18 protein-coding genes are annotated in these 23,211 nt (G+C 37.0%); 14 read left to right on the forward strand and 4 right to left on the reverse strand.

Going from position 1 to position 23,211, the window contains the following annotated elements:
* Positions 1 to 25 precede the first annotated feature (25 nt).
* Positions 26 to 520, forward strand: coding sequence for a VanZ family protein (locus tag BMW36_RS07630; RefSeq protein WP_245711632.1), 495 nt, complete (start codon positions 26 to 28; stop codon positions 518 to 520).
* A 57-nt stretch (positions 521 to 577) separates the two neighbouring features.
* Here BMW36_RS07630 and BMW36_RS07635 read toward each other — a convergent pair whose 3' ends face one another.
* Together BMW36_RS07635 and glf are read right to left on the reverse strand one after the other, a co-directional pair.
* Positions 578 to 1,027, reverse strand: coding sequence for a pentapeptide repeat-containing protein (locus BMW36_RS07635; RefSeq protein ID WP_089740274.1), 450 nt, complete (start codon positions 1,025 to 1,027; stop codon positions 578 to 580).
* 114 nt (positions 1,028 to 1,141) lie between these two features.
* Positions 1,142 to 2,242 carry a UDP-galactopyranose mutase gene (glf, locus tag BMW36_RS07640; protein ID WP_089740275.1) on the reverse strand — a complete coding sequence of 367 codons (1,101 nt, stop codon included), beginning with the start codon at positions 2,240 to 2,242 and terminating at the stop codon, positions 1,142 to 1,144.
* Between the two features lie 215 nt (positions 2,243 to 2,457).
* On the opposite strand from glf, the gene BMW36_RS07645 reads away from it, so the two are divergent.
* From BMW36_RS07645 to BMW36_RS07690, 10 genes are all read left to right on the forward strand, one after another.
* Positions 2,458 to 3,339: a LysR family transcriptional regulator gene (locus BMW36_RS07645; protein ID WP_089740276.1), complete on the forward strand. Its 882-nt coding sequence runs from the start codon at positions 2,458 to 2,460 to the stop codon at positions 3,337 to 3,339.
* Between the two features lie 151 nt (positions 3,340 to 3,490).
* Entirely contained in the window at positions 3,491 to 4,945 is a 1,455-nt protein-coding gene (locus BMW36_RS07650; protein WP_089740277.1) for a family 43 glycosylhydrolase, read from the forward strand.
* 336 nt (positions 4,946 to 5,281) lie between these two features.
* Complete coding sequence (locus BMW36_RS07655) at positions 5,282 to 8,161, forward strand: glycoside hydrolase family 3 N-terminal domain-containing protein (RefSeq protein ID WP_089740278.1); 2,880 nt, start codon at positions 5,282 to 5,284, stop codon at positions 8,159 to 8,161.
* A 102-nt stretch (positions 8,162 to 8,263) separates the two neighbouring features.
* Positions 8,264 to 10,741, forward strand: a complete 2,478-nt coding sequence (locus tag BMW36_RS07660) for a beta-glucosidase family protein (protein ID WP_245711627.1) — start codon at positions 8,264 to 8,266, stop codon at positions 10,739 to 10,741.
* Between the two features lies 1 nt (position 10,742).
* The gene (locus BMW36_RS07665; RefSeq protein WP_089740279.1) at positions 10,743 to 11,378 is read left to right on the forward strand and encodes a hypothetical protein; all 636 of its coding nucleotides are present in this window, start codon (positions 10,743 to 10,745) and stop codon (positions 11,376 to 11,378) included.
* A 14-nt stretch (positions 11,379 to 11,392) separates the two neighbouring features.
* The gene (locus BMW36_RS07670; protein ID WP_089740280.1) at positions 11,393 to 12,409 is read left to right on the forward strand and encodes a glycosyltransferase family 2 protein; all 1,017 of its coding nucleotides are present in this window, start codon (positions 11,393 to 11,395) and stop codon (positions 12,407 to 12,409) included.
* A gap of 168 nt (positions 12,410 to 12,577) precedes the next feature.
* Positions 12,578 to 15,013, forward strand: a complete 2,436-nt coding sequence (locus BMW36_RS07675) for a beta-glucosidase family protein (RefSeq protein ID WP_089740281.1) — start codon at positions 12,578 to 12,580, stop codon at positions 15,011 to 15,013.
* 130 nt (positions 15,014 to 15,143) lie between these two features.
* Positions 15,144 to 15,572: a VOC family protein gene (locus tag BMW36_RS07680; protein WP_089740282.1), complete on the forward strand. Its 429-nt coding sequence runs from the start codon at positions 15,144 to 15,146 to the stop codon at positions 15,570 to 15,572.
* A 143-nt stretch (positions 15,573 to 15,715) separates the two neighbouring features.
* Positions 15,716 to 16,309 carry a TetR/AcrR family transcriptional regulator gene (locus BMW36_RS07685; protein WP_089740283.1) on the forward strand — a complete coding sequence of 198 codons (594 nt, stop codon included), beginning with the start codon at positions 15,716 to 15,718 and terminating at the stop codon, positions 16,307 to 16,309.
* A 20-nt stretch (positions 16,310 to 16,329) separates the two neighbouring features.
* Positions 16,330 to 17,139: a CPBP family intramembrane glutamic endopeptidase gene (locus tag BMW36_RS07690; protein ID WP_089740284.1), complete on the forward strand. Its 810-nt coding sequence runs from the start codon at positions 16,330 to 16,332 to the stop codon at positions 17,137 to 17,139.
* A gap of 102 nt (positions 17,140 to 17,241) precedes the next feature.
* On the opposite strand, the gene BMW36_RS07695 is transcribed toward BMW36_RS07690, so the two are convergent.
* Together BMW36_RS07695 and BMW36_RS07700 are read right to left on the reverse strand one after the other, a co-directional pair.
* The gene (locus tag BMW36_RS07695; protein WP_089740285.1) at positions 17,242 to 18,114 is read right to left on the reverse strand and encodes a helix-turn-helix transcriptional regulator; all 873 of its coding nucleotides are present in this window, start codon (positions 18,112 to 18,114) and stop codon (positions 17,242 to 17,244) included.
* A 460-nt stretch (positions 18,115 to 18,574) separates the two neighbouring features.
* The gene (locus BMW36_RS07700) at positions 18,575 to 19,189 is read right to left on the reverse strand and encodes a PH domain-containing protein (RefSeq protein ID WP_089740286.1); all 615 of its coding nucleotides are present in this window, start codon (positions 19,187 to 19,189) and stop codon (positions 18,575 to 18,577) included.
* A gap of 235 nt (positions 19,190 to 19,424) precedes the next feature.
* On the opposite strand from BMW36_RS07700, the gene BMW36_RS07705 reads away from it, so the two are divergent.
* The 3 genes from BMW36_RS07705 to BMW36_RS07715 all read left to right on the forward strand — a co-directional run bounded on the left by BMW36_RS07705 (position 19,425) and on the right by BMW36_RS07715 (position 23,089).
* Positions 19,425 to 20,489 (forward strand): TAXI family TRAP transporter solute-binding subunit, encoded by a 1,065-nt coding sequence (locus tag BMW36_RS07705; RefSeq protein ID WP_089740287.1) that lies wholly within the window; start codon positions 19,425 to 19,427, stop codon positions 20,487 to 20,489.
* A 106-nt stretch (positions 20,490 to 20,595) separates the two neighbouring features.
* Entirely contained in the window at positions 20,596 to 21,126 is a 531-nt protein-coding gene (locus BMW36_RS07710) for a DUF1850 domain-containing protein (RefSeq protein WP_089740288.1), read from the forward strand.
* Positions 21,113 to 23,089 carry a TRAP transporter permease gene (locus BMW36_RS07715; protein WP_089740289.1) on the forward strand — a complete coding sequence of 659 codons (1,977 nt, stop codon included), beginning with the start codon at positions 21,113 to 21,115 and terminating at the stop codon, positions 23,087 to 23,089. Before BMW36_RS07710 ends, BMW36_RS07715 begins: the two co-directional genes overlap by 14 nt.
* The last annotated feature ends 122 nt before the right edge of the window (positions 23,090 to 23,211 follow it).

The raw sequence follows: 23,211 nt of genomic DNA on the forward strand, positions 1-23,211 counted from the left end.
AATTTATCGAATAACACTTTGGGTAGTGTTTTACTCTTACATTTGCTTCAGTTCCTATTTATTAATTTTTCAACGTGTAATAACAAGGATAATCTATTACACCAATGGCATTACAACAAATCCCTATGTTTATCTTTCACAAGAAGGTAATCGTTATATAGATACTTTTGCTGCCAATTCTAATTTGGTTCCATTCAGGAACACGGTGCGCTACTTGACATCGTCAGACCATTTTTCTTTTGTGTTCATTTTTAATAATATTATCGGGAATATACTTGTATTCCTGCCTTTAGGATTGCTGTTACCCTTATTATTTCGTCAATTCCGAAACTTTACTTCCGTCTTGATTACCGTAACCAGTCTGACAATTATGGTTGAGTTTGCACAAATCACTCTACATATCGGGCAATTTGACGTTGATGATATTATTCTGAACATTATTGGTGGTGTGACTGGATTCTGGCTAAAAAAATTAATAGCGGAGAAAACAAAAATAAAATCACAACTTGTTATTGAATAATATGTTGTGATTTTATCATTGTATGAAGGTAGATTGACAGGTCTTACAGGTGCCACTTTAACTTTTCTCCACTTTACTGATCAGTTCTTCAATTGATATTCCATTGATTGTTAAACCGGTTATATCACAATCTGTTATCTCCATGTTTGTTAAATTGCAATTTTTTATTTGTGCTTTTGTGAGGTCGCAATTATGGAATGATATCGGCTTATATCCTCCATCGGGATCGTAATTAGGTTCCCCTTCCATTGGTAAGACAGCATGATGAAATTCTGTACCAAATAAATGAATGTGATCAAACAGTGCATGTGTAAAATTCGTATGCTGTATTTTTGTACCGGATAAATTTACATCATTGATTTCCAGGTCTGCCATATTGACATTAGTAAATCTTGTTTTGGCTAAACTGACATTGTTAATATCCAATTCCTGTGCATTCACTTCTTCCCATTTTGACCGGGAGATATCTGTTTTGGTTAAGTCTAAATTCTGAACTTTTAAGGCCATTTTAACAAACTCCTTTATTATCATTTTTATCTGTATAATAATTCGATATGGCGCCAGAATATCCTCTTTTTTGGATTTATTTGAAAAATAAGGAGGTGCTAGATGGCAAAAACTTTAATCAAATTCTTTCTTCACTGACTGGAGTGCTGCACCGATCACCTGATGCATATCATAATACTTATATGTTGCCAGTCTTCCGCCAAAGATAATATTTATCTCCTTATCAGCTAAGTCTTTATATTTCCTGTAGATTTGGTTGTTTTTTTCATCATTGATTGGATAGTACGGTTCGTCCCCTTTCTTCCATTCTCTCGGATACTCTTCCGTAATCACTGTTTTTTCCTGGGTGCCAAACTCAAAATGTTTATGTTCAATTATTCTCGTATAAGGTGTTTCACTGTCGGTATAATTCACAACGGCATTTCCCTGAAAGTTAGCGGTATCTTCTATTCTTGTTTTAAATGCTAAACTCCGGTATTCTAATTCCCCGTATTTATAATCGAAATATTGATCAATCATTCCTGTATAAACAATTTTATCGGCTGAATCCATTAATTCATTGCGATTTTCGAAGAAGTCTGTATTTAACTGTATATCAATACCTTCGAGTAATTGTTCAATGATACCGGTATAACCACCAACAGGAATTCCCTGAAATCGATCATTGAAATAATTATTATCATAAGTGAATCTGACAGGTAATCTCTTTATTATAAAGGCAGGTAATTCTTTTGCAGACCGGCCCCATTGTTTTTCTGTGTAACCTTTGATTAATTTTTCATAAATATCTGTTCCGACTAATGAAATAGCCTGTTCTTCCAGATTAGTCGGGGAAGTGATGTTTGCAGATTTTCTTTGCTCATTAATTTTTTCTTTCGCTTCATCTGGAGTAGCAACTCCCCACAGTTTGTTAAAAGTATTCATATTAAAGGGAAGGTTGTAGATTTCGCCATGATAATTCGCAACAGGTGAATTCGTATATCTGTTGAATTCAGCAAACTGATTGACATAGTCCCATATCTCCTGACTATTTGTATGGAAAATATGTGCGCCATACTTATGGACATTGATCCCTTCTACATTTTCTGTATAAATATTGCCCCCAATATGATCTCTTTTATCAATGACAAGACATTTCTTTCCCCTTTTGTTAGCTTCATAAGCAAAAACTGAGCCAAATAAACCGGCTCCGACAATTAAATAATCATATAACATAGTTGATCTCCCTTACAAAATAGTGTGAATCTATGATAAGCTACTATTTAAACCATTTTCTATTTTTTCATATAAAAAGTAATATAGCAATAAGACATGTTTTTTGTTTAATATAATTTCATCAGAAAAAAGATAATAAAACATGACGAAAAATCTAATTGAAATATGCTATACTTACAATATTACGATGAGCGTTACACACGAAAGGGATCAATATGAACACAGAGTCGTTAGAATATTTCATAAAAGTTTATGAGAAAAAGAGTGTTACAGCTGCAGCGAAAGATTTATATATAACCCCCCAAGGTGTCAGTAAGACTATTAAACAGCTTGAATTAGAACTAGAGACAGAATTATTTTACCGTGGACCGCGTGGTGTAGAAGCTACAGAAGCAGGGGAATTGCTGCATGCCAGAGCGAAACACCTTCGTTATTTAATTGAAGACATTAAAAAGGAAATCAGTATCATTAGTGGGAGCAAGGGGACTCTCAATATATTGGTTACATATTCTACCACATTGATGATACCTGTAGATTACTTGTTTCGTTTTTCTGATATTTACCCGGATATCCAAGTGAAGTTGAAAGAATATCCTGACGAATATCCATTAGATAACCTATTTCAGGAAGATATAGATGCAGGTTTAGTGATGGATCCGGATAAAATTGATAATTGCGAATCAGAACTGGTTGCACATGGTGAAGTGGTGATAGTTGTTGCTAAGACACACCCATTGGCAAAAAACGATGAAATCTCTGTTCTGGATTTAGAGAGTGAATCAGTGGTTTTAAAAGCTGTTGGGGAAGGCAGAGAACACCGCTTTGTGGAAGCTTGTTTAGAAAAAGGATTCACCCCTAATATTATTCATGAATATGGAAGTATTATAAGTGCTCATAGGTTATGTGAGATGAATGGATATGCTGCAGTTTCCATAGACTTTGTCGAAGAAGCTATTGGGAATGAAAATTTAAAAATAGTCAGATTGAAAGATAAAATCCCGCAAAATATTTACTTGATTTTGAGAAAAAGAAATATACAGTCTAAGGCAGTATCCCAATTCCACAATTATATAATGGAAAAAAGCAAATCGTTTTGATGTGGCAGGTAAACATCAAAACGATTTTTTCAATTGTAAGTATTCCTATCTTCAAGTAACAATTAGTTACTAGCAGTTAACCATTGGTTGATAGTAATCTGACCTGTTTTAAGCTACGCTTTGTATAGTCTAGTAAAAACGGGGGATGGAAATGAAAGAAGAGGCATTTAATCCATATTTACCAAGCTATGAATATATTCCGGATGCTGAGCCTTATGTGTTTGGTGACAGGGTGTATATCTATGGCTCACATGACAGGTTTAATGGCAAGTTATTTTGTATGAATGACTATGTTTGCTGGTCAGCTTCTATATATGATCTTGCTAATTGGCACTATGAAGGAGTTATTTACCGGAAAAAGCAAGATCCGATGAATAAATTAGGACTCTATCAAATGTTTGCACCAGATCTGGTAAAGGGTCTTGATGGCAGATATTATCTGTATTACACATTAGGATTTCGGAGCGTGATGGGTATTGCAGTTAGTGATTCGCCTGCTGGGAAGTTTGATTTTTACGGGTATGTCAGCCAATCGAATGGAGACCTGCTTTGGAACAAGAGTGGAGATCCTTTCTTGTTTGATCCAGGCGTTCTGGTAGACGATGATGGAAGTATATATTTATACTCAGGGTTTGCACCAAGGAAAGATATCCCTGCATTTATTACCGGCGGGAAGAAAAGATCATTCGATGGAGGATATGTTATTCCACTAGCTGATGATATGAAAACCGTTAATGGTGAGCCCAAATTACTCTTCCCGAAGGTTGGTAATGCATCTGGATCTGGGTTTGAAGGCCACGAATTTTTTGAAGCAAGCTCCATCCGGAAAATAAAGGATACCTACTATTTTGTATATTCCTCAATTAATGGGCATGAACTGTGTTATGCGACAAGCAAAAGTCCAACTGAAGGATTTGTTTATAGAGGAACAATTGTTAGTAATGGAGACTTGTATATTAATGGCTATACTACTGATCAACATGCTGATAACTATATTGGTAATAACCATGGCAGTATTGTAGAGATAAATAAGCAGTGGTATGTATTTTATCATAGACAAACGAACAGACATCATTATTCCAGACAGGGTGCCGCTGAACCAATTGAGATTATGGAAAATGGGATGATCTCTCAGGTGGAAATGACTAGTTGCGGCTTGAATAATGGCCCATTGATAGGGAAGGGAAAGTATGAGGCAAGAATAGCCTGCTACCTGAAGTCGAAAAAAGGAGCGGGAAGATATGGTGTTTATTTTGGGGGTGTAACATTTAAAGATCATCCCTATTTTACTCAGAGCGGAAAGGACAGGGAGGATAGCCCGACCCAATATATCGCCAATATGAAGGATGGAGCAACAGCAGGTTTTAAATACTTTAATTTATATGATTTATCGGAAATATCACTAAGAATACGAGGGAATGCAAATGGATATATGTATATTTCCACGTCTAGGGATGAAAAACCGTTTGTTCGTATAAAAGTTAACCCATCTTCAGTATTTAGTAATTTTAGTGCCAAAGCTGCTGTAACTAATGGTGTCCATTCATTGTACTTTACGTTTAAAGGTACAGGGAAATTGGATTTCGAATCATTTTACTTAAGTTAGGTGACGAGAAATATATTGAAATAAATGTAAATCAACTAGTCTTTTGAACTATATTCACTTAAAACTCATGGAAGGACATTATGCTGTAGAACCATGATGTGTAAGGGATTGGAAGTGTATAGGTATAAATGAGTGAACCAATAGTTACTACCCCCTAACTTTTCGTTGATAGTCATCAAAAACTAGTTGCGCTATTCTAAATATACAATCTTGAAAACACATTCAATTTTCAGATTGTTCTTTCCGTTTTGTTGTCAGTGAGTCAAAAGTATATACAAAAATAGTACCATTGATGCAAACACAGAACTTTTATAATACAGGGGGGAAATTATCGAGATGGCAAAGAAAAAATGGAGCAAGAAAAAGTTTCGTGTCGTTTGGAGCACGGTATTGAGTATTTTGTTAGTGCTTGCAATTGGTGTGAATGGAGCATTAGCTTATTATTCAGATGTTATTACAGCATACTTTAATAAAATTGACACGACTAGCAGTGAAGCGGTTGAAGCCCGGGCATATTCAACCGAAGTTGTTGAAAAAATAACAGATGAAGGTATTATTCTCTTGCAAAATGATGAGAACGCATTACCATTTGCTGAGGGAACAAAGGTAAACGTATTTGGTTGGAGCTTTACTAACCCCATTTATGGTGGAGGGGGATCAAGTGGGACCGACGCATCCACTGCCATTACACCTAAAGCAGGATTAGAAGCTGCAGGAATTGAGATTAATGAAGAACTGTACAATGCCTATACTGAAACAGATTTGGAAAGACCAGAAATAGGGATTGAAGGTCAGGATTTCACCATTCCTGAACCAGAGCCGGAAGATTTTTATACAGAAGATCTAATGACTCAGGCAAAAGAATTTTCTGATACAGCTGTTATATTTATTGCGCGTTCAGGCGGGGAAGGGGCAGATCTTCCTACAAGTTTGTATGGAGAAGATACATATGATCCGAATGGAAGTGCTCAGGGACCTACAGGGCAAAAATTCGGTTTTGAAGATGATCAGGATCCGGACAAACATTACCTGGAACTGACAAACAGAGAGCTTGGAATGCTTGATGCTGTAACAGCTAATTTTGATAATATTATTGTTGTTCTGAACAGTGCGAACACGTTTGAAATGGATTGGATTAATGATTACGATCAAATCAAGAGTGTTGTAAACATTGCTGGGCCGGGACAAACGGGATTTGGTTCCTTAGGAAGAGTACTTGCTGGAGACCTTAATCCATCTGGTAGAACAGTTGATGTTTATGCGAAAGACGTTCTTGATGCACCAGCTGCAGTTAATTTTGGAGATTTCGATTATGTGATTGAAAATGCTGATGGGACTTATTCTACAGCTGCTGATGCTAAAGGTGTTCCATTAAAGTATGTTGATTTAGCAGAGGGAATATATGTAGGTTATCGCTATTATGAAACCGCTGCAGAATTAGGAACAATTGATTACGAAGAAAAGATTTTATATCCGTTTGGATACGGTCTAAGTTACACAACTTTCGAACAAGAGGTAGTTGCTGACAGTTTAGCTTGGGATGATACAAATATTTCAGTTGATGTAGAGGTTACTAATACAGGTTCAGTAGCAGGTAAAGAAGTAGTACAGCTTTATTTCACTCCACCATATACTGGACAAATTGAAAAATCATCTATTAACTTAGCGGCATTTGGTAAAACCGATGTTCTTGAACCAGGTGAATCGGAAGTAGTTACGCTTTCTTTCCAAGTAGAAGATATGGCGTCATATGATCATAATAAATTATTTAGTGCTGAAGGATCTTATGTGCTTGAAGCAGGCGAATATCAACTCATGCTGATGAAAAACTCTCATGAAAAGATCGCCGATGTAGGATCTAAAACACTTTCAGAAATTGTTTATGATTCCGGACGTTCTACAGATAACCAGATAGCAGTTAACCAGTTTGATGAAGAAGTGACAGGCGAAGGAAGCATTGAAACATATCTTTCAAGAGAAGATGGCTTTGCCAATTTAGAAGAGATTGACCAAAACGAAACATTTACTGTGACAAATGAAGATGGAACGACAAAAGAAGTTGAAGGAACATTAGTAGATCAAAGTTTTGTTGATATGGTCAACAGCAATCGATATGATGTTCCGGCAGACACTCATGACTCTGCACCAGCAACAGATGCTGACAATGGTCTAACATTATCAGACTATACGGGAGTAGATTATGATGACGACAGCTGGGAACCTTTACTTGACCAATTATCTGTTAATGATCTTGTTACGATTGTTACAAACGGTGGATATAAAACGGCTGAAATCGAATCAGTAGGTAAGCCTGCAACGGTTGATTATGATGGACCTGCTGGTATAAATAATTTTCTTTCAGCAAATCCAATGTCAGGTATCGGATTCCCGGCAGAAACGATGCTTGCATCTACATGGAATATTGAGCTTGCTTATGAAATGGGTGAAGCTGTAGGTAAGGAAGCTTTAGCATATGGGGTGACTGGCTGGTATGCTCCGGCAATGAACATTCATCGTACAGCATTTGCTGGAAGAAACTTTGAATACTATTCAGAGGATCCATATCTTTCTGGTAAATTTGCAGCTGCAACTACAGAGGCTTACCAAGATCAGGGTGGATTTGTATATGCAAAACACTTTGCTTTAAATGATCAGGAAGACAACCGTACGCTAGGCGTTTTAACGTGGGGTAATGAGCAATCGATCCGTGAGATTTATTTAAAACCTTTTGAGATTGCTGTTAAAGAAGGCGGAGCAGCAGGAATGATGTCATCCTTCAACAGTATTGGAAGCGTATGGGCTGGTGCTGATGAAAGCTTACTTAAAGAAGTGTTACGTAATGAGTGGGGCTTTAAAGGTGTAGTAAATACAGATTTCTATATCTTAGATGCTTATCCTTACATGACTGCTGAGTTAGCTGTACGTGCTGGAAATGATATTCTTCTTACTGGAGTAGCGCCATATGGTGTGCCTGAGATGGATACGGAAAGTAATGATACATTATGGGCGATGAGAGATGCTGCGAAAAATGTATTATACAATGTAGCCAACAGTAATGCTATTGATGGCGGATTAAGTACAGATACACCGCAATGGGTAGTTATTACGATTGTCGTTGATATTCTTGTTGGTTTAGGAATTGTTCTTGGTTTCTTCTTTACCTTCCGTAATTCAAGAAATAGAGAGGAAAACACTGAAAATACGAAACTGGCATAAAGGGTAGTAAAGATTATTAGGGGTACAATCATCTAATTTTGAAAAAACAAATCAGCGGTACTCCTTTGGGGTACCGCTGAAATTACAAAAGAGGACTGACATATGAAGAATGTAACCGGAATGAAGATGTTTAAATATAGAGAAATTATTGAAAAAATGACCTTAGATGAAAAAGCTTCATTAATGTCTGGAAAAGATTTTTGGCAAACGGAGAACATTGACCGTTTAGGCATTAATAATATGTTTCTTGCCGATGGGCCTCATGGTATTCGTAAACAAGCGGAAGCTGCTGACCATTTAGGGTTAAATGAAAGTATTCCTGCAACATGTTTTCCTACTGCAGCGACGGTAGCAAATAGCTGGAATACAGAGCTTGGTGAAAAAATTGGTCAATATTTAGGTGAGGAAGCTGTTGCACAAAAAGTAAATGTGTTATTAGGCCCAGGTATTAATATGAAACGTGATCCATTGTGCGGGCGTAATTTTGAATATTTTAGTGAAGATCCACTTCATGCAGGGAAAATGGCTGCTAGCTATATAAAAGGTATCCAGTCACATGGTATATCGGCATGTGTCAAACATTTCGCAGTAAACAATCAGGAAGAAAGGCGAATGTCAATTGACACGATTGTTGATGAAAGAACATTAAGAGAAATTTACTTAACTGCTTTTGAAATAGCGATTAAAGAAGGCCAAACTAAAACAGTTATGTCATCATACAACATGCTTAATGGATCTTATACAAATGAAAACATTCATCTGATGAGAGAAATTCTGCGGGATGAATGGAATTATGAGGGAGTTGTTGTGACTGACTGGGGTGGCAGCAATGACCGGGTTGCTGGGTTAATTGCCGGTAATGAATTGGAAATGCCCACAACTGCTGGCGAAACGAATAAAGAAATTATTCAAGCAATTAAAGATGGCAGATTAGATGAAGAAGTGTTAGACGAAGCTGTTAGTCGATTATTAGATCTGATTTTTACAACAGAAGAAGTATTTTCAAAACCATATAAGACAGAGTTTGATGTAAAAGAACATCATAAAGTAGCACAGCAAGTGGCTGAAGAATCTATCGTTCTTTTAAAAAATGAGGATAATATTCTTCCACTGAAAAAAGGTGCGAAAGTAGCTACAATTGGTGACTTTGCGAAAGAAGCCAGATATCAAGGTGCCGGTTCTTCGATAGTTAATCCGACCATGCTTGATAATACACTTGAATGTTTAGAACAATCAAGTTTGAATAACATTGGATTCGAGCCCGGTTTTGATCGCTATGGGAAGAAAAATAGCAAAAAATTAAAAAGCGCTTGTGCTCTTGCGGAAAAAGCAGATGTAGTCCTATTGTATATCGGTTTAGACGAAGTTACAGAGGCAGAAGGTCTTGACCGTCAGAGTATGAAAATACCGGAAAACCAGATTGAATTATTAGAAGCAATCTCTAAAGTAAATCAAAATATTGTTGTTGTCTTATCTTGCGGTTCAGCTGTGGAAATGCCTTGGATTAATAATGTAAAAGGTTTAGTTCACGGATATTTAAGTGGTCAAGCTGGTGCAAAGGCAACTCTTCGTGTATTGACTGGTGAAGTAAATCCATCCGGAAAGTTAGCTGAAACATATCCACTAAAATATGAAGACACTCCGGCATTCCACCATTTTCCAGGGAAAGAAGTAAGTGTGGAATATCGGGAAGCGATGTATATTGGCTACCGTTACTATGATACAGCAAATGTTAATGTATTATTTCCATTTGGTTATGGGTTGAGCTACACGACATTTGAGTATTCAAATATAGAAGTTAATGATGACGAAGTAAGTTTCAATATTACGAATACTGGTGAGATTTCAGGTATGGAGATTGCACAACTTTATGTATCATGCAATTCTGATGAGATTTTCAGACCGAATAAAGAATTAAAAGGATTTAAAAAAGTATTCCTAAATGCTGGCGAAACAAAGAAAGTAACTATTCCTTTTGATGACAAGACATTCCGTTATTTTAATGTGAAAACAAATAATTGGGAAGTAGAAGAGGCAACGTATTCTATACTGGTTGGTGCATCTAGTGCAGATATTCGGTTAAATGATTCACTGTTCGTAAAAGGTACGAACGCTCCAACACCATATGAGAAAACTGCTTTACCTTCTTATTTCACCGGAAAGGCAGATCAAGTGCCGGTAGAAGAATTTGAACAATTACTGGGCCGAAAAGTACCTGTTGCGACATGGGATCGATCGAAGCCATTGGGATACAATGATACGATTGCGCAATGTCAGTATGCTAAAGGGGCAGTTGGAAGGCTAGCCTTTCACTTAATCAATTTTGCTCATAAATTTTTGAAAAAGATCGGCAAAAGAGAAACAGCGAACTTAATTATGATGTCGGTCTACCATATGCCATTTCGAGGAATTGCCAGAATGACAGGTGGTATGGTAAATATGCCAATGCTCGATGGTCTGCTGATGATGGTTAATGGTCATTTTTTCAAAGGGCTAAGACATTTCCTTAGTGAGAGAAGAAAGATGTTAAAAGTCGCAAAACAAGATTTAGTAGTGACAAACGCGACAGAGGAGAGGTAAAATGAGTAATGGAAAAGCAAAAGACAATAAATTAGCTGCGGGACCATTAGGTTTTTGGGCGAGATATAAGGAAAATCACCCAAACATTGCCCAATTCCTGGTTTTTTTCCTTTTAAGTAATGGAATAACCGTCCTGCAGCTCGTATTAATGCCAGTTTTTAAGAGTATTTTTGCACAGACTTCTTTAGTGAGTACTAGTTTTCAAATTTTACAGTTCGGTCAAAACTTTGATGGCAGCCCCTATTATGTGTTTGATTATGCAGCCGGTTCACTTTCGTCAGGAGGCGGTGGCGGGCTTGCCTATTTCCTGGCGGTTCAAATTACCATCGCAATTGCGCAGATCATTAATTTCTTTGCCCAAAGAAGTATAACATTTAAATCAAACAGCAATATCTGGGTAGCAGCATTTTGGTATTTGGTTGCATATATAATTATTACGATAGGTGCTGCGGCAGCCCAAGGTTTCTATAAAGCGCCAATCTATGATTTATTAATGAATACATGGGGACTCGGATCAGTTGGTGAGACAACTGCTGATGTTATCACAATGATAATCAATAGTGCGATCTCGTTCTGGGTATTCTTCCCGATTTTTAAAATTATTTTCAAACAAGAACCAGAAAAACAAGCAGAGTAAAGGTAGTGTGAAAGATGAAGTTATTATCAGTAGTTATCCCCTGTTACAACTCGCAGGATTACATGAGATATTGTATTGAATCGCTGTTACCAGGAGGAGATGCTGTAGAGTTACTGATTGTAAATGATGGGTCTGTTGATCAGACTGCAGAAATTGCTGATGAATATGCAGCGAAGTACCCGAATATCGTTAAAGTGATCCATCAGGAAAATGGCGGACATGGTGAAGCTGTTAATGCAGGTATTCGCCACGCCAGTGCTAAGTTTTTTAAAGTAGTAGACAGTGATGACTGGGTAGATACAAGGGCATATATGAAAATATTAAATGAATTGCAGAAACTGATTTCACAACACCAGGTAGTAGATATGATTATTAGTAATTTTGTCTACGAAAAAGAAGGAGCAAAATATAAGAAGGTTATGAAGTATGATAATGTACTTCCGGAGGGGACTGTGTTTACATGGGATGATATTAAATTATTCAGAAAAGGACAATACCTTCTGATGCATTCCGTTATCTACAGAACTCATCTGCTAAAAGAATGTGGATTGGTACTGCCAAAGCATACATTCTATGTGGATAATTTATATGTTTATACACCACTTGAATATGTGAAATCCCTTTACTATGTAAATGTTGATTTTTATCGCTACTTTATTGGAAGAGAAGATCAATCAGTTCAGGAAAATATTATGATAAAACGAATTGATCAGCAAATAAAGGTAAACAAATTAATGATTAAGCAAGTGGATTTAGATAACATCGATAACGATTATTTAAGACATTATATGTTAAGACATTTAGAGATCGTAACAGTTGTTTCTGCTATACTTCTTATACGGTCAGGCACAGTAGAAAATTTGAAGAAGAAAAAAGATCTGATGAAATTTGTAAAAAGAAATAACTTACAATTATACCGCAGTTTGAAATACGGTATTATGGGCAGACTAATCAATTTGCCCGGAAGAGCAGGAAGAAGTATTTCGGTTGGAGCTTATAAAATTTCTCAACGATTAGTAGGTTTTAATTAATATGAAAAGCAGGAATCTATTACGGTTTCCTGCTTTTTCTATATTTATCGATAGTAGATAGTAGAAGAATTATGATAATATAATGAATAGAGGTTAGTTGAAAATAAAACTTTTATAAATGGAAATATGATCTTGTCGGAATAACAAATAGATAAACGAGGAATTAAGATGAAGTATAGAGAACTAATAGCGGAAATGACTTTAGAAGAGAAAGCGTCTTTAATGTCTGGTAAAGATTATTGGCAAACTGAAAATATTGAACGGCTTGGGATCAACAGTATATTTCTTGCAGATGGTCCTCACGGGATTAGAAGACAGGCTGCCGCTTCGGATAAAATCGGTCTTAATCAGGGTGTTCCGGCAACTTGCTATCCAACAGCTGCTACAGTTGCTAACAGCTGGAATGCAGAATTGGGCGAGAAAGTAGGAGAATATCTCGGTGAAGAAGCAGTATCACAAAAGGTAAATGTTTTACTTGGCCCAGGGATCAATATGAAGAGAAACCCATTATGTGGTAGAAACTTTGAATATTTCAGCGAGGATCCGTATTTGGCCGGCAAAATGGCTGCTGGATATATTAGAGGCATTCAGTCACATGGTGTGTCAGCATGTGTTAAACACTTTGCTGTTAATAATCAGGAAGAAAAAAGAATGACAATAGACACGATTGTTGATGAAAGAACTTTAAGAGAAATTTACTTAACGGCATTTGAAATTGCAGTTAAAGAAGGTAAGACAAAATCTATCATGTCGTCCTATAATAAATTAAACGGGACATATACAAATGAGAATTTCCATTTAATGCAGGAAATATTAAGAGGAGAATGGGGATACACAGGTACAGTAATTACAGATTGGGGCGGAAGTAATGACCGTATTGAAGGCTTATTAGCAGGGAATGAATTAGAAATGCCTTCAACAGCAGGTGAAACAGATCGTGAAATAATGGAAGCAATAAAGAATGGGAAGATAAAGGAAGAAGTATTAGATGAATCAGTTGACAGATTACTTGATTTAATATTTTCCACTGAAGCTGCAATAAATCGCAGTAAAGTTGAAATTGATATAGACAAGCATCATCGAGTTTCACAGAAAGTAGCCGAAGAATCTATCGTTTTGTTGAAGAATGAAGAGGATATTCTCCCACTGAAATTCGGAAAGAAAGTAGCAGTAATCGGAGAATTCGCTCAAAATGCCCGTTATCAGGGAGCAGGTTCTTCCCTTGTAAATCCAACCATTCTGGATCATACAATGGATAGCTTCGAAGAATCCGGTATCTTAAGCATTGGGTATGAACCCGGTTTCGAAAGATATGGAAAGAAAAATAAGCAAATGATTGACAGAGCGTGTGGACTAGCAGAGAAGGCTGATGTTGTCCTATTGTATATCGGACTCGATGAAGTAACAGAAGCTGAAGGATTAGATCGAAAAAATATGAAGATTCCGGAAAACCAGATTGATTTGTTACATGCGATTCATGAGGTCAATCAAAACATTATTGCGATTATTTCTTGTGGTTCGGCGGTAGAAATGCCATGGATAGAAAAAGTAAAGGGCCTGTTGCATGGTTATCTGGGTGGGCAGGCTGGGGCAAGAGCTATCCTGAGAGTGCTATCAGGTGATGTAAATCCTTCCGGGAAATTAGCCGAGACATACCCATTGAAATATGAGGATACACCTTCATACAGACATTTCCCCGGCAAAGAGGCAACAGTCGAGTATCGGGAAGGTCCTTTTATTGGCTATCGCTATTATGATACTGCTGGAGTTGATGTATTATTTCCTTTTGGTTATGGCCTTAGCTATACGACATTCGAGTATTCGGATATTCAAGTGGATCGGAGCGGGGTAAGTTTCTGTTTAACCAATAGGGGGACAAAAGCTGGAATGGAAGTAGCTCAGCTTTATATCGGATGTAGATCCGATAAAATTTTCCGTGCAAGTAAAGAACTTAAGGGATTTACAAAAGTATTTATCAATGCGGGTGAATCAAAGACTGTCAGAATACCTTTTGATGATAAAACGTTCCGCTATTTTAATATTGAGACAAATCGCTGGGAAAAAGAAAGCGCCCATTATGATATTATGATTGGTTCATCAAGTGCAGACATTCGCTTAGTTGATACCGTTTTAATAGAGGGAACAGAAGCCCCAGTGCCATATGATAAAGAAAAGTTATCTGCATACTATTCCGGAAAAGTAAGTAATGTTTCCAAAGATGAATTTGAAAATTTAATCGGCCGCAAATTGCCTGATCCGACATGGAACAGGAACAAACCATTAGGATATAATGATACAATAGCCCAATGCCAGTATGCGAAGGGCCTATTTGGAAGAATCGCCTATCACAGTATCATTTTTACACATCGTTTCCTTTGGAAAATTGGAAAAAGAAGTACAGCAAATATTATAATGATGTCTATTTTAAATTTACCATTTAGAGGGATCGCCAGAATGACTGGTGGTGTTGTTAATATGCCAATGTTAGATGGTATTTTAATGATGGTGAACGGGCATTTCTTTAAGGGGATATGGCATACAATAAAAGAAAAGATAAAATTACGTAAAGTGCTAAAAAGGAAGAATACAAATGTAAGTCAATAAAACTGCTAAAGTCTAATCATTTATTATCAGCAATAGATGGTTGGGCTTTTTTTTAACAGTTTTTATGAAAATGTCATTTACAAACATACTGTTTGTATGTTAAAGTCTGGTTAAGAAGGAGGCGAAAATTATGAATATAAAATCTTTTTATCCTGTGTTGATGTCAGAGGATGTAGAACTTACCAGTGATTTTTATAAGCACTATTTCGGCTTTAATTCTGTCTTCCAAGTAGATTGGTATACAAGCTTGAGGCAAGAGAAGGCAGGGTATGAATTAGCTATTATTGATAAGAATCACCAAACAATCCCGGCACAATTTAGTAAACATGTTCAAGGATTGATTCTGAATTTTGAAGTGGAAAATGTGGACGAGGTCTATGCCAATCTAATCAGACAAGCAAAACTTCCTCTGCATATGGATATCAGGGATGAAGAATTTGGACAAAGACACTTTATTACAAGTGACCCGGATGGTGTGTTAATCGATATCATAAAAATCATCCCGCCCTCACAGACTTTTCATGAACATTACAAGGAAAGTATCTGGATGGATGACTAATTAATGAAAAAAGCCACTGAGGATTATTGGATTACTTTAGTGAGAATGTTGTGAATCAAATTTATTTTACTGAGATATATAAAATGGTGCCACAGCATTAATCAAGATAATAGCAAATGATGTAAGAAAGGTTGGAAGGCAACATGAGAAAAAGCAGGGAAGAAACAGAATTAACGGTCCAAAAGCTGAAAGAGATCGCTAAATTTCATTTTATTGAAAAGGGATATGCCCAGGTTGCTTTGGAGGATATTGTAAAGGATGCTAATTTAACGAGGGGTGCGCTTTATCATCATTTTAAAAATAAACAAGCACTTTTTTTAGCTGTTTTTGAATCAATCCAAAGGGATGTCGCGGAATATGTGGAAGCTGAAGCCGGAAAAAGTGATGATCTGTGGGAACAACTTATAAATGGATGTCGCGCATTTCTAACTGCTGCAACCGAAGCAAATAATGTGAAGATTTTGTTAATCGATGGTCCATCAGTGTTAGGGTGGGGTGTTTTTCGCGAAATGGACGAGAAATATTCCATGAATTCATTAAGAGAGCAACTTATATATTTGCAGGAAAATAATCAATTGAAGGAAATAAGCATTGATGCGGTAACACACAGTTTGTCTGGTGCAATGAATGAAGCAGCACTATGGATAGCAGAACAGCGAGACCGACAAAAGAGAATAGGGGAAGCTGTAGATACAATCATACTTTTATTAGAGGGAGTTAAAAACGAAACAACCTAAAAGAAAGGTGTGTTTTAGTGATGGAGGGAAAGCATCAATTAAGATCAAAGATATTAACCAGGATTGCAATTGTTTTTGTAGTGACGAACATTATCTGGTTAGTAACGAGTATGTCTAGTAACCTATACAGCAATGAAAATTACGCTCGTACCACCCATTTTTTAATGGGGCTTTTTATATCTTTTCTTATAATTCTTCTTTTATTGTTTGTCTGTAAAAAAGGCAATACATCATGGTCCAATATTGGCTTTGCGAAGAGTTTGAAGGTGAATTTTATCGCGGTTACTCTGGGGATAGCTATTTGGTTAATTCCCGCATTAATTGGCACATTATTACTGCAAACTATCGGACTGGTCGATATTGGTCTCCAGTCTGGCTGGGGAGAGATTATCGGGAATCTTTTGTTTTTATTTCTGGCGGTCTTTTTAATTGAAGCATTGCCTGAAGAACTTATTTTTAGAGGGTATATATTCTCACAGCTTCAAAAGTTGTTTCCGGATAATGTTGTGATTTTACTGCAAGTGATGCTGTTTACATTATTTGCTTACTTAATAGGTTCAATCTATTCATTGGAACAGCTGATGTTCATTCCTGGATTTGCTTTTATTCTTGGATATTTCCGGGCAATATCAAAAAATATATGGGTTCCAATCGGCTTCCACTTAGCAATAATGACAGGTACACAACTGTTGGGACCCCTTCACAACCATTTTGTAATAAGTAACTTTTTCACACTTCAATTTGCAGCATTCATATTATTCCCAAGCGCTATAGGGGCAATTGTGTTAAATTATCAATTTGACAAAAGAAAAAGCATAGCTTTAAATTAAGGCGTATTAAATAATATTTTGAAACTCCCATATAACCTGGAGGGTTGTTAATAAACGAACGGATTTCGAAAGAATATACAAGAGAGAAGACTAAGGGCTCGCTTAGTCCTCAAAAGTTAAGTTAATTGGTTCGTCCAAAAGCACTTGTCCAAAATCAATGTGGGTGGTCGGTGTACTTTCATCTGCTTCTTCTAGTTTAAAATTGTCCACCCATACTTTCCCGGTTCCATATAAGAGGACACCAAAGGAAATAATAGCACTTTGTTCTGGTACATCTAAAACAATCGAATATGGAGTCCAATTCGTTGTACCAGCAATTGGGCGATCATTCATATTATCGAATTGAAGTATATCCTCTGATTTATTATCAATCCTCATCCACATTCCAGCATACTCGGCAACATCTTCAGTTTTTAGGAATCCAGTAAGTTTTAATCTTTTTCCAATATACTTATCTGCCTTAAATTGCTGCATCATTGTTCCAAAATCACCGGGATTATTAGCTTTTGACCGAAAAAAGCCCGCCGCTTTTCCCTGATGAACAGTCTTATAGTCTAGATCGAGTTCATAGTTATAGGGATTGCTTCCACTTAAAAACCAGCCTTTTATTTTCTCTTCCACGACTAATTCCTCCTTTTTCTCAAACATTTCTCTCATTACTTTACGATATCGCCCTGGCGGTATATGAAATAATTGCTTAAATGCTCTTGTGAACGCCTCTTGTGAATCAAATTGGTAGTAAAGAGCGATGGTTAAGACATTTTCATCCGAATGAATTAGTGAGCTGGCGGCATTTGTCAATCGTCTGAGACGGATATATTTCGAAAAGGAAATGCCAAGTTCAGACTGAAATACTCGGTGAAAATGAAATTTTGAAAAGCTGGCAATACCGGCAACATCATCCGCAGTTATAGGTTCGTGTAAATGCTCTTCAATCCAGTCAATAGTTCTCTGGATAATCCTTTCATATTTCAATATTTCACCTCCTTGATCATATAATAGCAAATCTGTAAAAGAGATATTTGATAATTATTGCTATAATCCATAAAAGCAATGTATGCCCGAATAGCGGACCATTGCCACCTTGTGATGATGAAACGCCATTTATTCATCCCAACGCTGGGTTATTCTCCTTGTTCAGATGAATAATCCCTTCCTATTCATCGCAACAGGGTTACATGCTCCGTCTTGTGATGATGAAACGCCATTTGTTCATCCCAAAGCTGGGTTATTCTCGTTGTTCAGATGAATAATCCCTTCCTATTCATCGCAACAGGGTTACATACTCCGTCTTGTGATGATGAAACGCCATTTATTCACCCCAACGCGGCGGGGGGGCTCCTTAATAAACAAAAAATCCGAACACTCACGTTCGGATTAGAATGTAACACTAATATAATATTTACTCGCTCTCTATGTATGTGGAGGTATAGTTCTAGTTCTGGATATACTTATCGAATACCTCACTGAAATCTTTCTGTGTGTTTTGATTATATGCAGTATTTAACCAGTCGTTAGCAAATTTGGTTGCTTTTTCGAATTCGGTGGAAATAGTTCCATCATGGAATCTGTTATCAGTAAATAAAAATTTTGATAACTCAAGGCTCTCTTTTGCATAATCTTTCATTCTTTCATTCTCATCCTGAATATGGGAGATAGCAATTAAAGACTTATACAGGTCAGCTATTGCTTCTCCTTCCCGCTTGTCAATATCTACTGAGATAGACTGACCGCCTATTGAGAATTTAATCTCTAAATCTAAATCAATGGTTCCAGCAGTTTCAACAGATACATTTTTAATAGGGAATCGGTAGTATTCATAGCGGTAAATGTTCCGTTTGCTGCTTGTTGCCTTTTCACCGTCTAAGTGAATTAATGCACGATTGGTAAAACAATACTCATCAGATTTCGATTTAATGAGAAAGTGAATTTTCTCCCCGTCTTCATGTAAAACATAGTCATCTGACTCGGTTTTATCAAAATCTTCCGGATTAATAATTTTGCCAATATCACTTAAACCTAATGCATCACTAGCAATCTTTTTAAACATAAAGCAGCTCCTCCTTCAAAATTTATACATATATTTACATTCTATCGTAAAATACAAATAATAAAAACGTAGTATCTCCAAAATAAGCCAATAGTCTCAGTGATGGAGAAATGAAATTTGTAAAGTTCAAGTTCCACTTACAGCTCGTTTTAAAATCTGTATAATGTGATGAATGTTTCTAAACTTTGAAACATAGTATGAGACATACACTACATTCTTAATGGGGGTATGTTTAATGAAAAAGGGAAATATATTCGTCCTGCTTCTTTCCTTTTTAGTGATGTCATTTGTTCTTATTGCGTGTGGATCAGATAATTCCGGGAATGAGACTGAACCGGAAGAACCGGCTGATACGTCAGAGAACACAGCAGAGGATGAAACAGATGGGAATAAAGAAGTGGCAGAAGAAGAAACTGAAGAACAGTCGTTTGATTTTTTAAGTATGTTAACAGGTGGTACAAGCGGAACCTACTATCCGCTTGGTGGAGAAATGGCCTCAACAATTACGGATGCGACAGGGATTCAGACAGATGCACTCTCATCGAATGCATCAGCAGATAATGTGGTTGCACTGCAAAATGAGGAAGCAGAATTAGCTTTTGTTCAGACTGATGTAATGGATCATGCAGTAAATGGTATTAATGCTTTTGATGGGAATCCGGTAGAAAATGTTCAGGCAATTGGTTCACTTTACCCTGAAACGATCCAAATTGTAACAAAAAAGGACTCCGGCATTGCCTCAGTTGAAGACCTGGCTGGAAAGAAAGTATCTGTTGGGGCTCCAGGCTCGGGAACATATATTAATGCGGAACAAATATTAGAAATCTACGGAATGACAATGGATGATATTGAAGCACAAAATCTTGATTTCAGTGAATCAACTGGTGGAATTCAGGATGGAAATATTGATGCGGCATTTATTACATCAGGTACACCGACAGGGGCTGTTGAAGGACTTTCTGCGACTGTAGATGTAGCAATTGTACCAATAGAAGAGGATAAGATTGAAGCATTAATCGAGCAGTATCCTTTCTATGCGAAGGATACAATTGCAGCAGGAACTTACGGATTGGAGGAAGACGTTGTTACAGTTGCGGTTTTGGCGATGTTAGCAGTTACAGATAACATCCCTGAAGAGTTAGGATATGAAATTACAAAAGCTATTTATGAAAATGCAGAATCTATGGCTCATGACAAAGCTTCCTTTATCACTGTTGATTCAGCTTTGGATGGAATCGGTATAGAGCTACATCCGGGAGCGAAAAAATACTTCGATGAACAGGGAATCGCCCAGGAATAACAGCTTTACCATAATAGTCGACTGTTGATAAACAGTCGGCTATTTCATAACAGAAAAATCTTCAACCAGCATGGAATGATGAATTTTGAAAAAAAGAGGGTTTACAGTGTCAGGGAAAATTTTCGGAAGTGTTTGTATCTGTTGCACAGTTATTGCCATCGTTATCTTTCTTGTTCCAGCCACTACAGCATTAGTTTTTTATCACGAGAATACAAATAAAATTGAAGCATTTCTGCCATTAGAAACAGGAGATACATTCCAATTTATATTCACCCACTCCATTCATTTAACAGACGTTGTGGAAACATATGAAGTTACGGATGATTTAGAAATCAAACAGAATGAAATCGCTTACGAACATTTCGGTATTGGAATGCCTTCAAATGCTGGAGAAGGAGAAAAGTTCACATATGAAGATGGCAAATACCGTATAAGCAAATTAGATAATATTTTTTCATCGATTAATATAAGAAATGGAAAAACTGTTTCACGGAATCGACTGATTTGGGGCAATGAAGGAGAAAATTTAATCTGGTTTAATCAATATTTTGATCCGGGTGCCTGGTTCAAAGTGAAAATAAAAAGAATCACACTATGGGAATATATCAGAGGGGTGAGGATATATGAGGGAAGATAGCGGGGGTACTTCTATTTCAGAAGATAAGAAGAGAGAATTGCTGGAAAAATATGACTCGGAAGCCGGTATAAGAAATTTATCCGGGATGCTTGCTAAGGCAGTTGTCATTATTCTTGTCGGCTTTTCTTTATTTCAAATTTATACAGGCATATTTGGTCAATATACGGCATACATTCAGCGAACTGTACATTTAGGCTTTGCACTTGTACTGATTTTCTTCCTATTTCCTTCTATTAAGAATAAAGGAAAAACTTCCGTCCCGTGGTTTGACTATATACTGATTATGTCAGCAATTGTTGTATGTGCTTATTGGCCATTATTTTATCAAACACTCGTACAAAAAGTCGGCGGAATTGATAATATCCAAATGGTGATTGGCGGTGTTGCTATTCTGCTTGTGCTGGAAGCTTCCAGAAGAGCGGTCGGGCTGCCAATAACTGTTATTGCAATCATTTTTTTACTTTATGCGTTATTGGGTCCTTATATGCCGGGAATGCTTGCACATCGGGGCTTAAGCTGGAATCAGTTAATTGATTCCATGTTCTTCACAACAGAGGGGATTTTAGGGACACCATTACAAGTATCCTCCACCTATATTTTTCTGTTTTTACTGTTTGGTGCTTTCCTCGTACAAACAGGTGTTGGTCAATATTTTAATGATTTAGCATTAGCGATAGCAGGTAAAAGAACAGGTGGACCAGCCAAAGTAGCGATATTCTCAAGTGCGTTAAATGGAACAATCTCTGGTAGTTCTGTTGCAAATACTGTTACTACTGGCTCTTATACTATACCAATGATGAAAAAACTAGGGTATCATAAAAATTTCGCTGGTGCTGTGGAGGCAACTGCCTCAACTGGTGGTCAGCTAATGCCTCCGATTATGGGTGCAGCGGCCTTCTTAATGATCGAATTTGCCGGGGAAAGCTACTGGAATATTGCCAAGGCAGCAATTATTCCTGCTAGTCTTTATTTTGCAGGGATCTGGATTATGACACATTTAGAGGCAAAAAGAATCGGTTTGCACGGGTTAAAGAAAGAAGAGCTTCCTAATCGAAAAGAAGTTTGGAAGAAGCTTCATTTATTAATCCCGATATTAGCTATTATCTTATTTCTGTTTCAGGGAATGAGTGTGGAGCGTGCTGCTTTGTACGGAATATTAGCAACAGTTATTGTTAGTCTCTTCCGGAAGGAAACGAGAATAACACCAAAGAAAGTGTTAACAGCATTACAACAGGGTGCACGAACAGCTTTAGGAGTAGCAGCAGCAACCGCTTGTGCCGGGATAATTGTCGGTGTTGTAACAAAGACGGGGTTAGGGTTAAAACTAGGCAACAGTCTTGTTGATATTGCGGGTTCCTTATCGTTTTCTGTTTCATCGCAATTGTTATTAACATTATTTTTTACCATGGTCGCCTCCATCATACTAGGAATGGGATCCCCAACAACTGCTAACTATATTATTACATCAACAATTGCTTTGCCTGCCATATTAGCATTAAATGACAGTTTAGAAATAGCTATTCCTGTTCTGGCTGCCCATATGTTTGTCTTTTATTTCGGAATTTTAGCCGATATTACCCCACCCGTTGCATTAGCAGCATTTGCGGCAACAGGCATCTCTGGCGGTGAACCGATAAGAACAGGAATTAATGCGGCGAAACTTGCCATTGCTGCATTTATCATCCCCTATATGTTTGTGCTGAATCCCACACTATTAATGATTGATGCAAGCTATCTGGAGGTCGGCTGGTCATTATTGACAGCTTTACTTGGTATGATGGTTATCGGTGCATGTATGATAGGTTACTGGTATCGCAGACTTTACTGGTTTGAAAGAATTCTAACATTAATTTCAGGCTTATTTCTTATGTATCCAGAAGGTATATCTGATATAGTGGGATTAGGTGGATTTATCATTCTTTTCCTCATTCAGATATTTACAAAGGAAAAGAAAGAAGTATAAAACAAAAAGAGCAGGTGAAGTTATAAATCACCTGCTTTTTTTGAAACAAATCCTCTTCCTGAATCGTAAGGTGATTATGGAGTTAATAATATTATTAATGAGACAGAAAAAGAGGTACATAG

The organism is Gracilibacillus ureilyticus, from assembly GCF_900111195.1.
Lineage (GTDB): Bacteria > Bacillota > Bacilli > Bacillales > Amphibacillaceae > Gracilibacillus > Gracilibacillus ureilyticus.

Excerpts from the sequence above, each read along its gene's own strand:
- BMW36_RS07635 (WP_089740274.1), bottom strand. The coding sequence starts at position 1,027 with ATGGCCTTAAAAGTTCAGAATTTAGACTTAACCAAAACAGATATCTCC.
- glf (WP_089740275.1), bottom strand. The coding sequence starts at position 2,242 with ATGTTATATGATTATTTAATTGTCGGAGCCGGTTTATTTGGCTCAGTT.
- BMW36_RS07645 (WP_089740276.1), top strand. The coding sequence starts at position 2,458 with ATGAACACAGAGTCGTTAGAATATTTCATAAAAGTTTATGAGAAAAAG.
- BMW36_RS07650 (WP_089740277.1), top strand. The coding sequence starts at position 3,491 with ATGAAAGAAGAGGCATTTAATCCATATTTACCAAGCTATGAATATATT.
- BMW36_RS07655 (WP_089740278.1), top strand. The coding sequence starts at position 5,282 with ATGGCAAAGAAAAAATGGAGCAAGAAAAAGTTTCGTGTCGTTTGGAGC.
- BMW36_RS07660 (WP_245711627.1), top strand. The coding sequence starts at position 8,264 with ATGAAGAATGTAACCGGAATGAAGATGTTTAAATATAGAGAAATTATT.
- BMW36_RS07665 (WP_089740279.1), top strand. The coding sequence starts at position 10,743 with ATGAGTAATGGAAAAGCAAAAGACAATAAATTAGCTGCGGGACCATTA.
- BMW36_RS07670 (WP_089740280.1), top strand. The coding sequence starts at position 11,393 with ATGAAGTTATTATCAGTAGTTATCCCCTGTTACAACTCGCAGGATTAC.
- BMW36_RS07675 (WP_089740281.1), top strand. The coding sequence starts at position 12,578 with ATGAAGTATAGAGAACTAATAGCGGAAATGACTTTAGAAGAGAAAGCG.
- BMW36_RS07680 (WP_089740282.1), top strand. The coding sequence starts at position 15,144 with ATGAATATAAAATCTTTTTATCCTGTGTTGATGTCAGAGGATGTAGAA.
- BMW36_RS07685 (WP_089740283.1), top strand. The coding sequence starts at position 15,716 with ATGAGAAAAAGCAGGGAAGAAACAGAATTAACGGTCCAAAAGCTGAAA.
- BMW36_RS07690 (WP_089740284.1), top strand. The coding sequence starts at position 16,330 with ATGGAGGGAAAGCATCAATTAAGATCAAAGATATTAACCAGGATTGCA.
- BMW36_RS07700 (WP_089740286.1), bottom strand. The coding sequence starts at position 19,189 with ATGTTTAAAAAGATTGCTAGTGATGCATTAGGTTTAAGTGATATTGGC.
- BMW36_RS07705 (WP_089740287.1), top strand. The coding sequence starts at position 19,425 with ATGAAAAAGGGAAATATATTCGTCCTGCTTCTTTCCTTTTTAGTGATG.
- BMW36_RS07715 (WP_089740289.1), top strand. The coding sequence starts at position 21,113 with ATGAGGGAAGATAGCGGGGGTACTTCTATTTCAGAAGATAAGAAGAGA.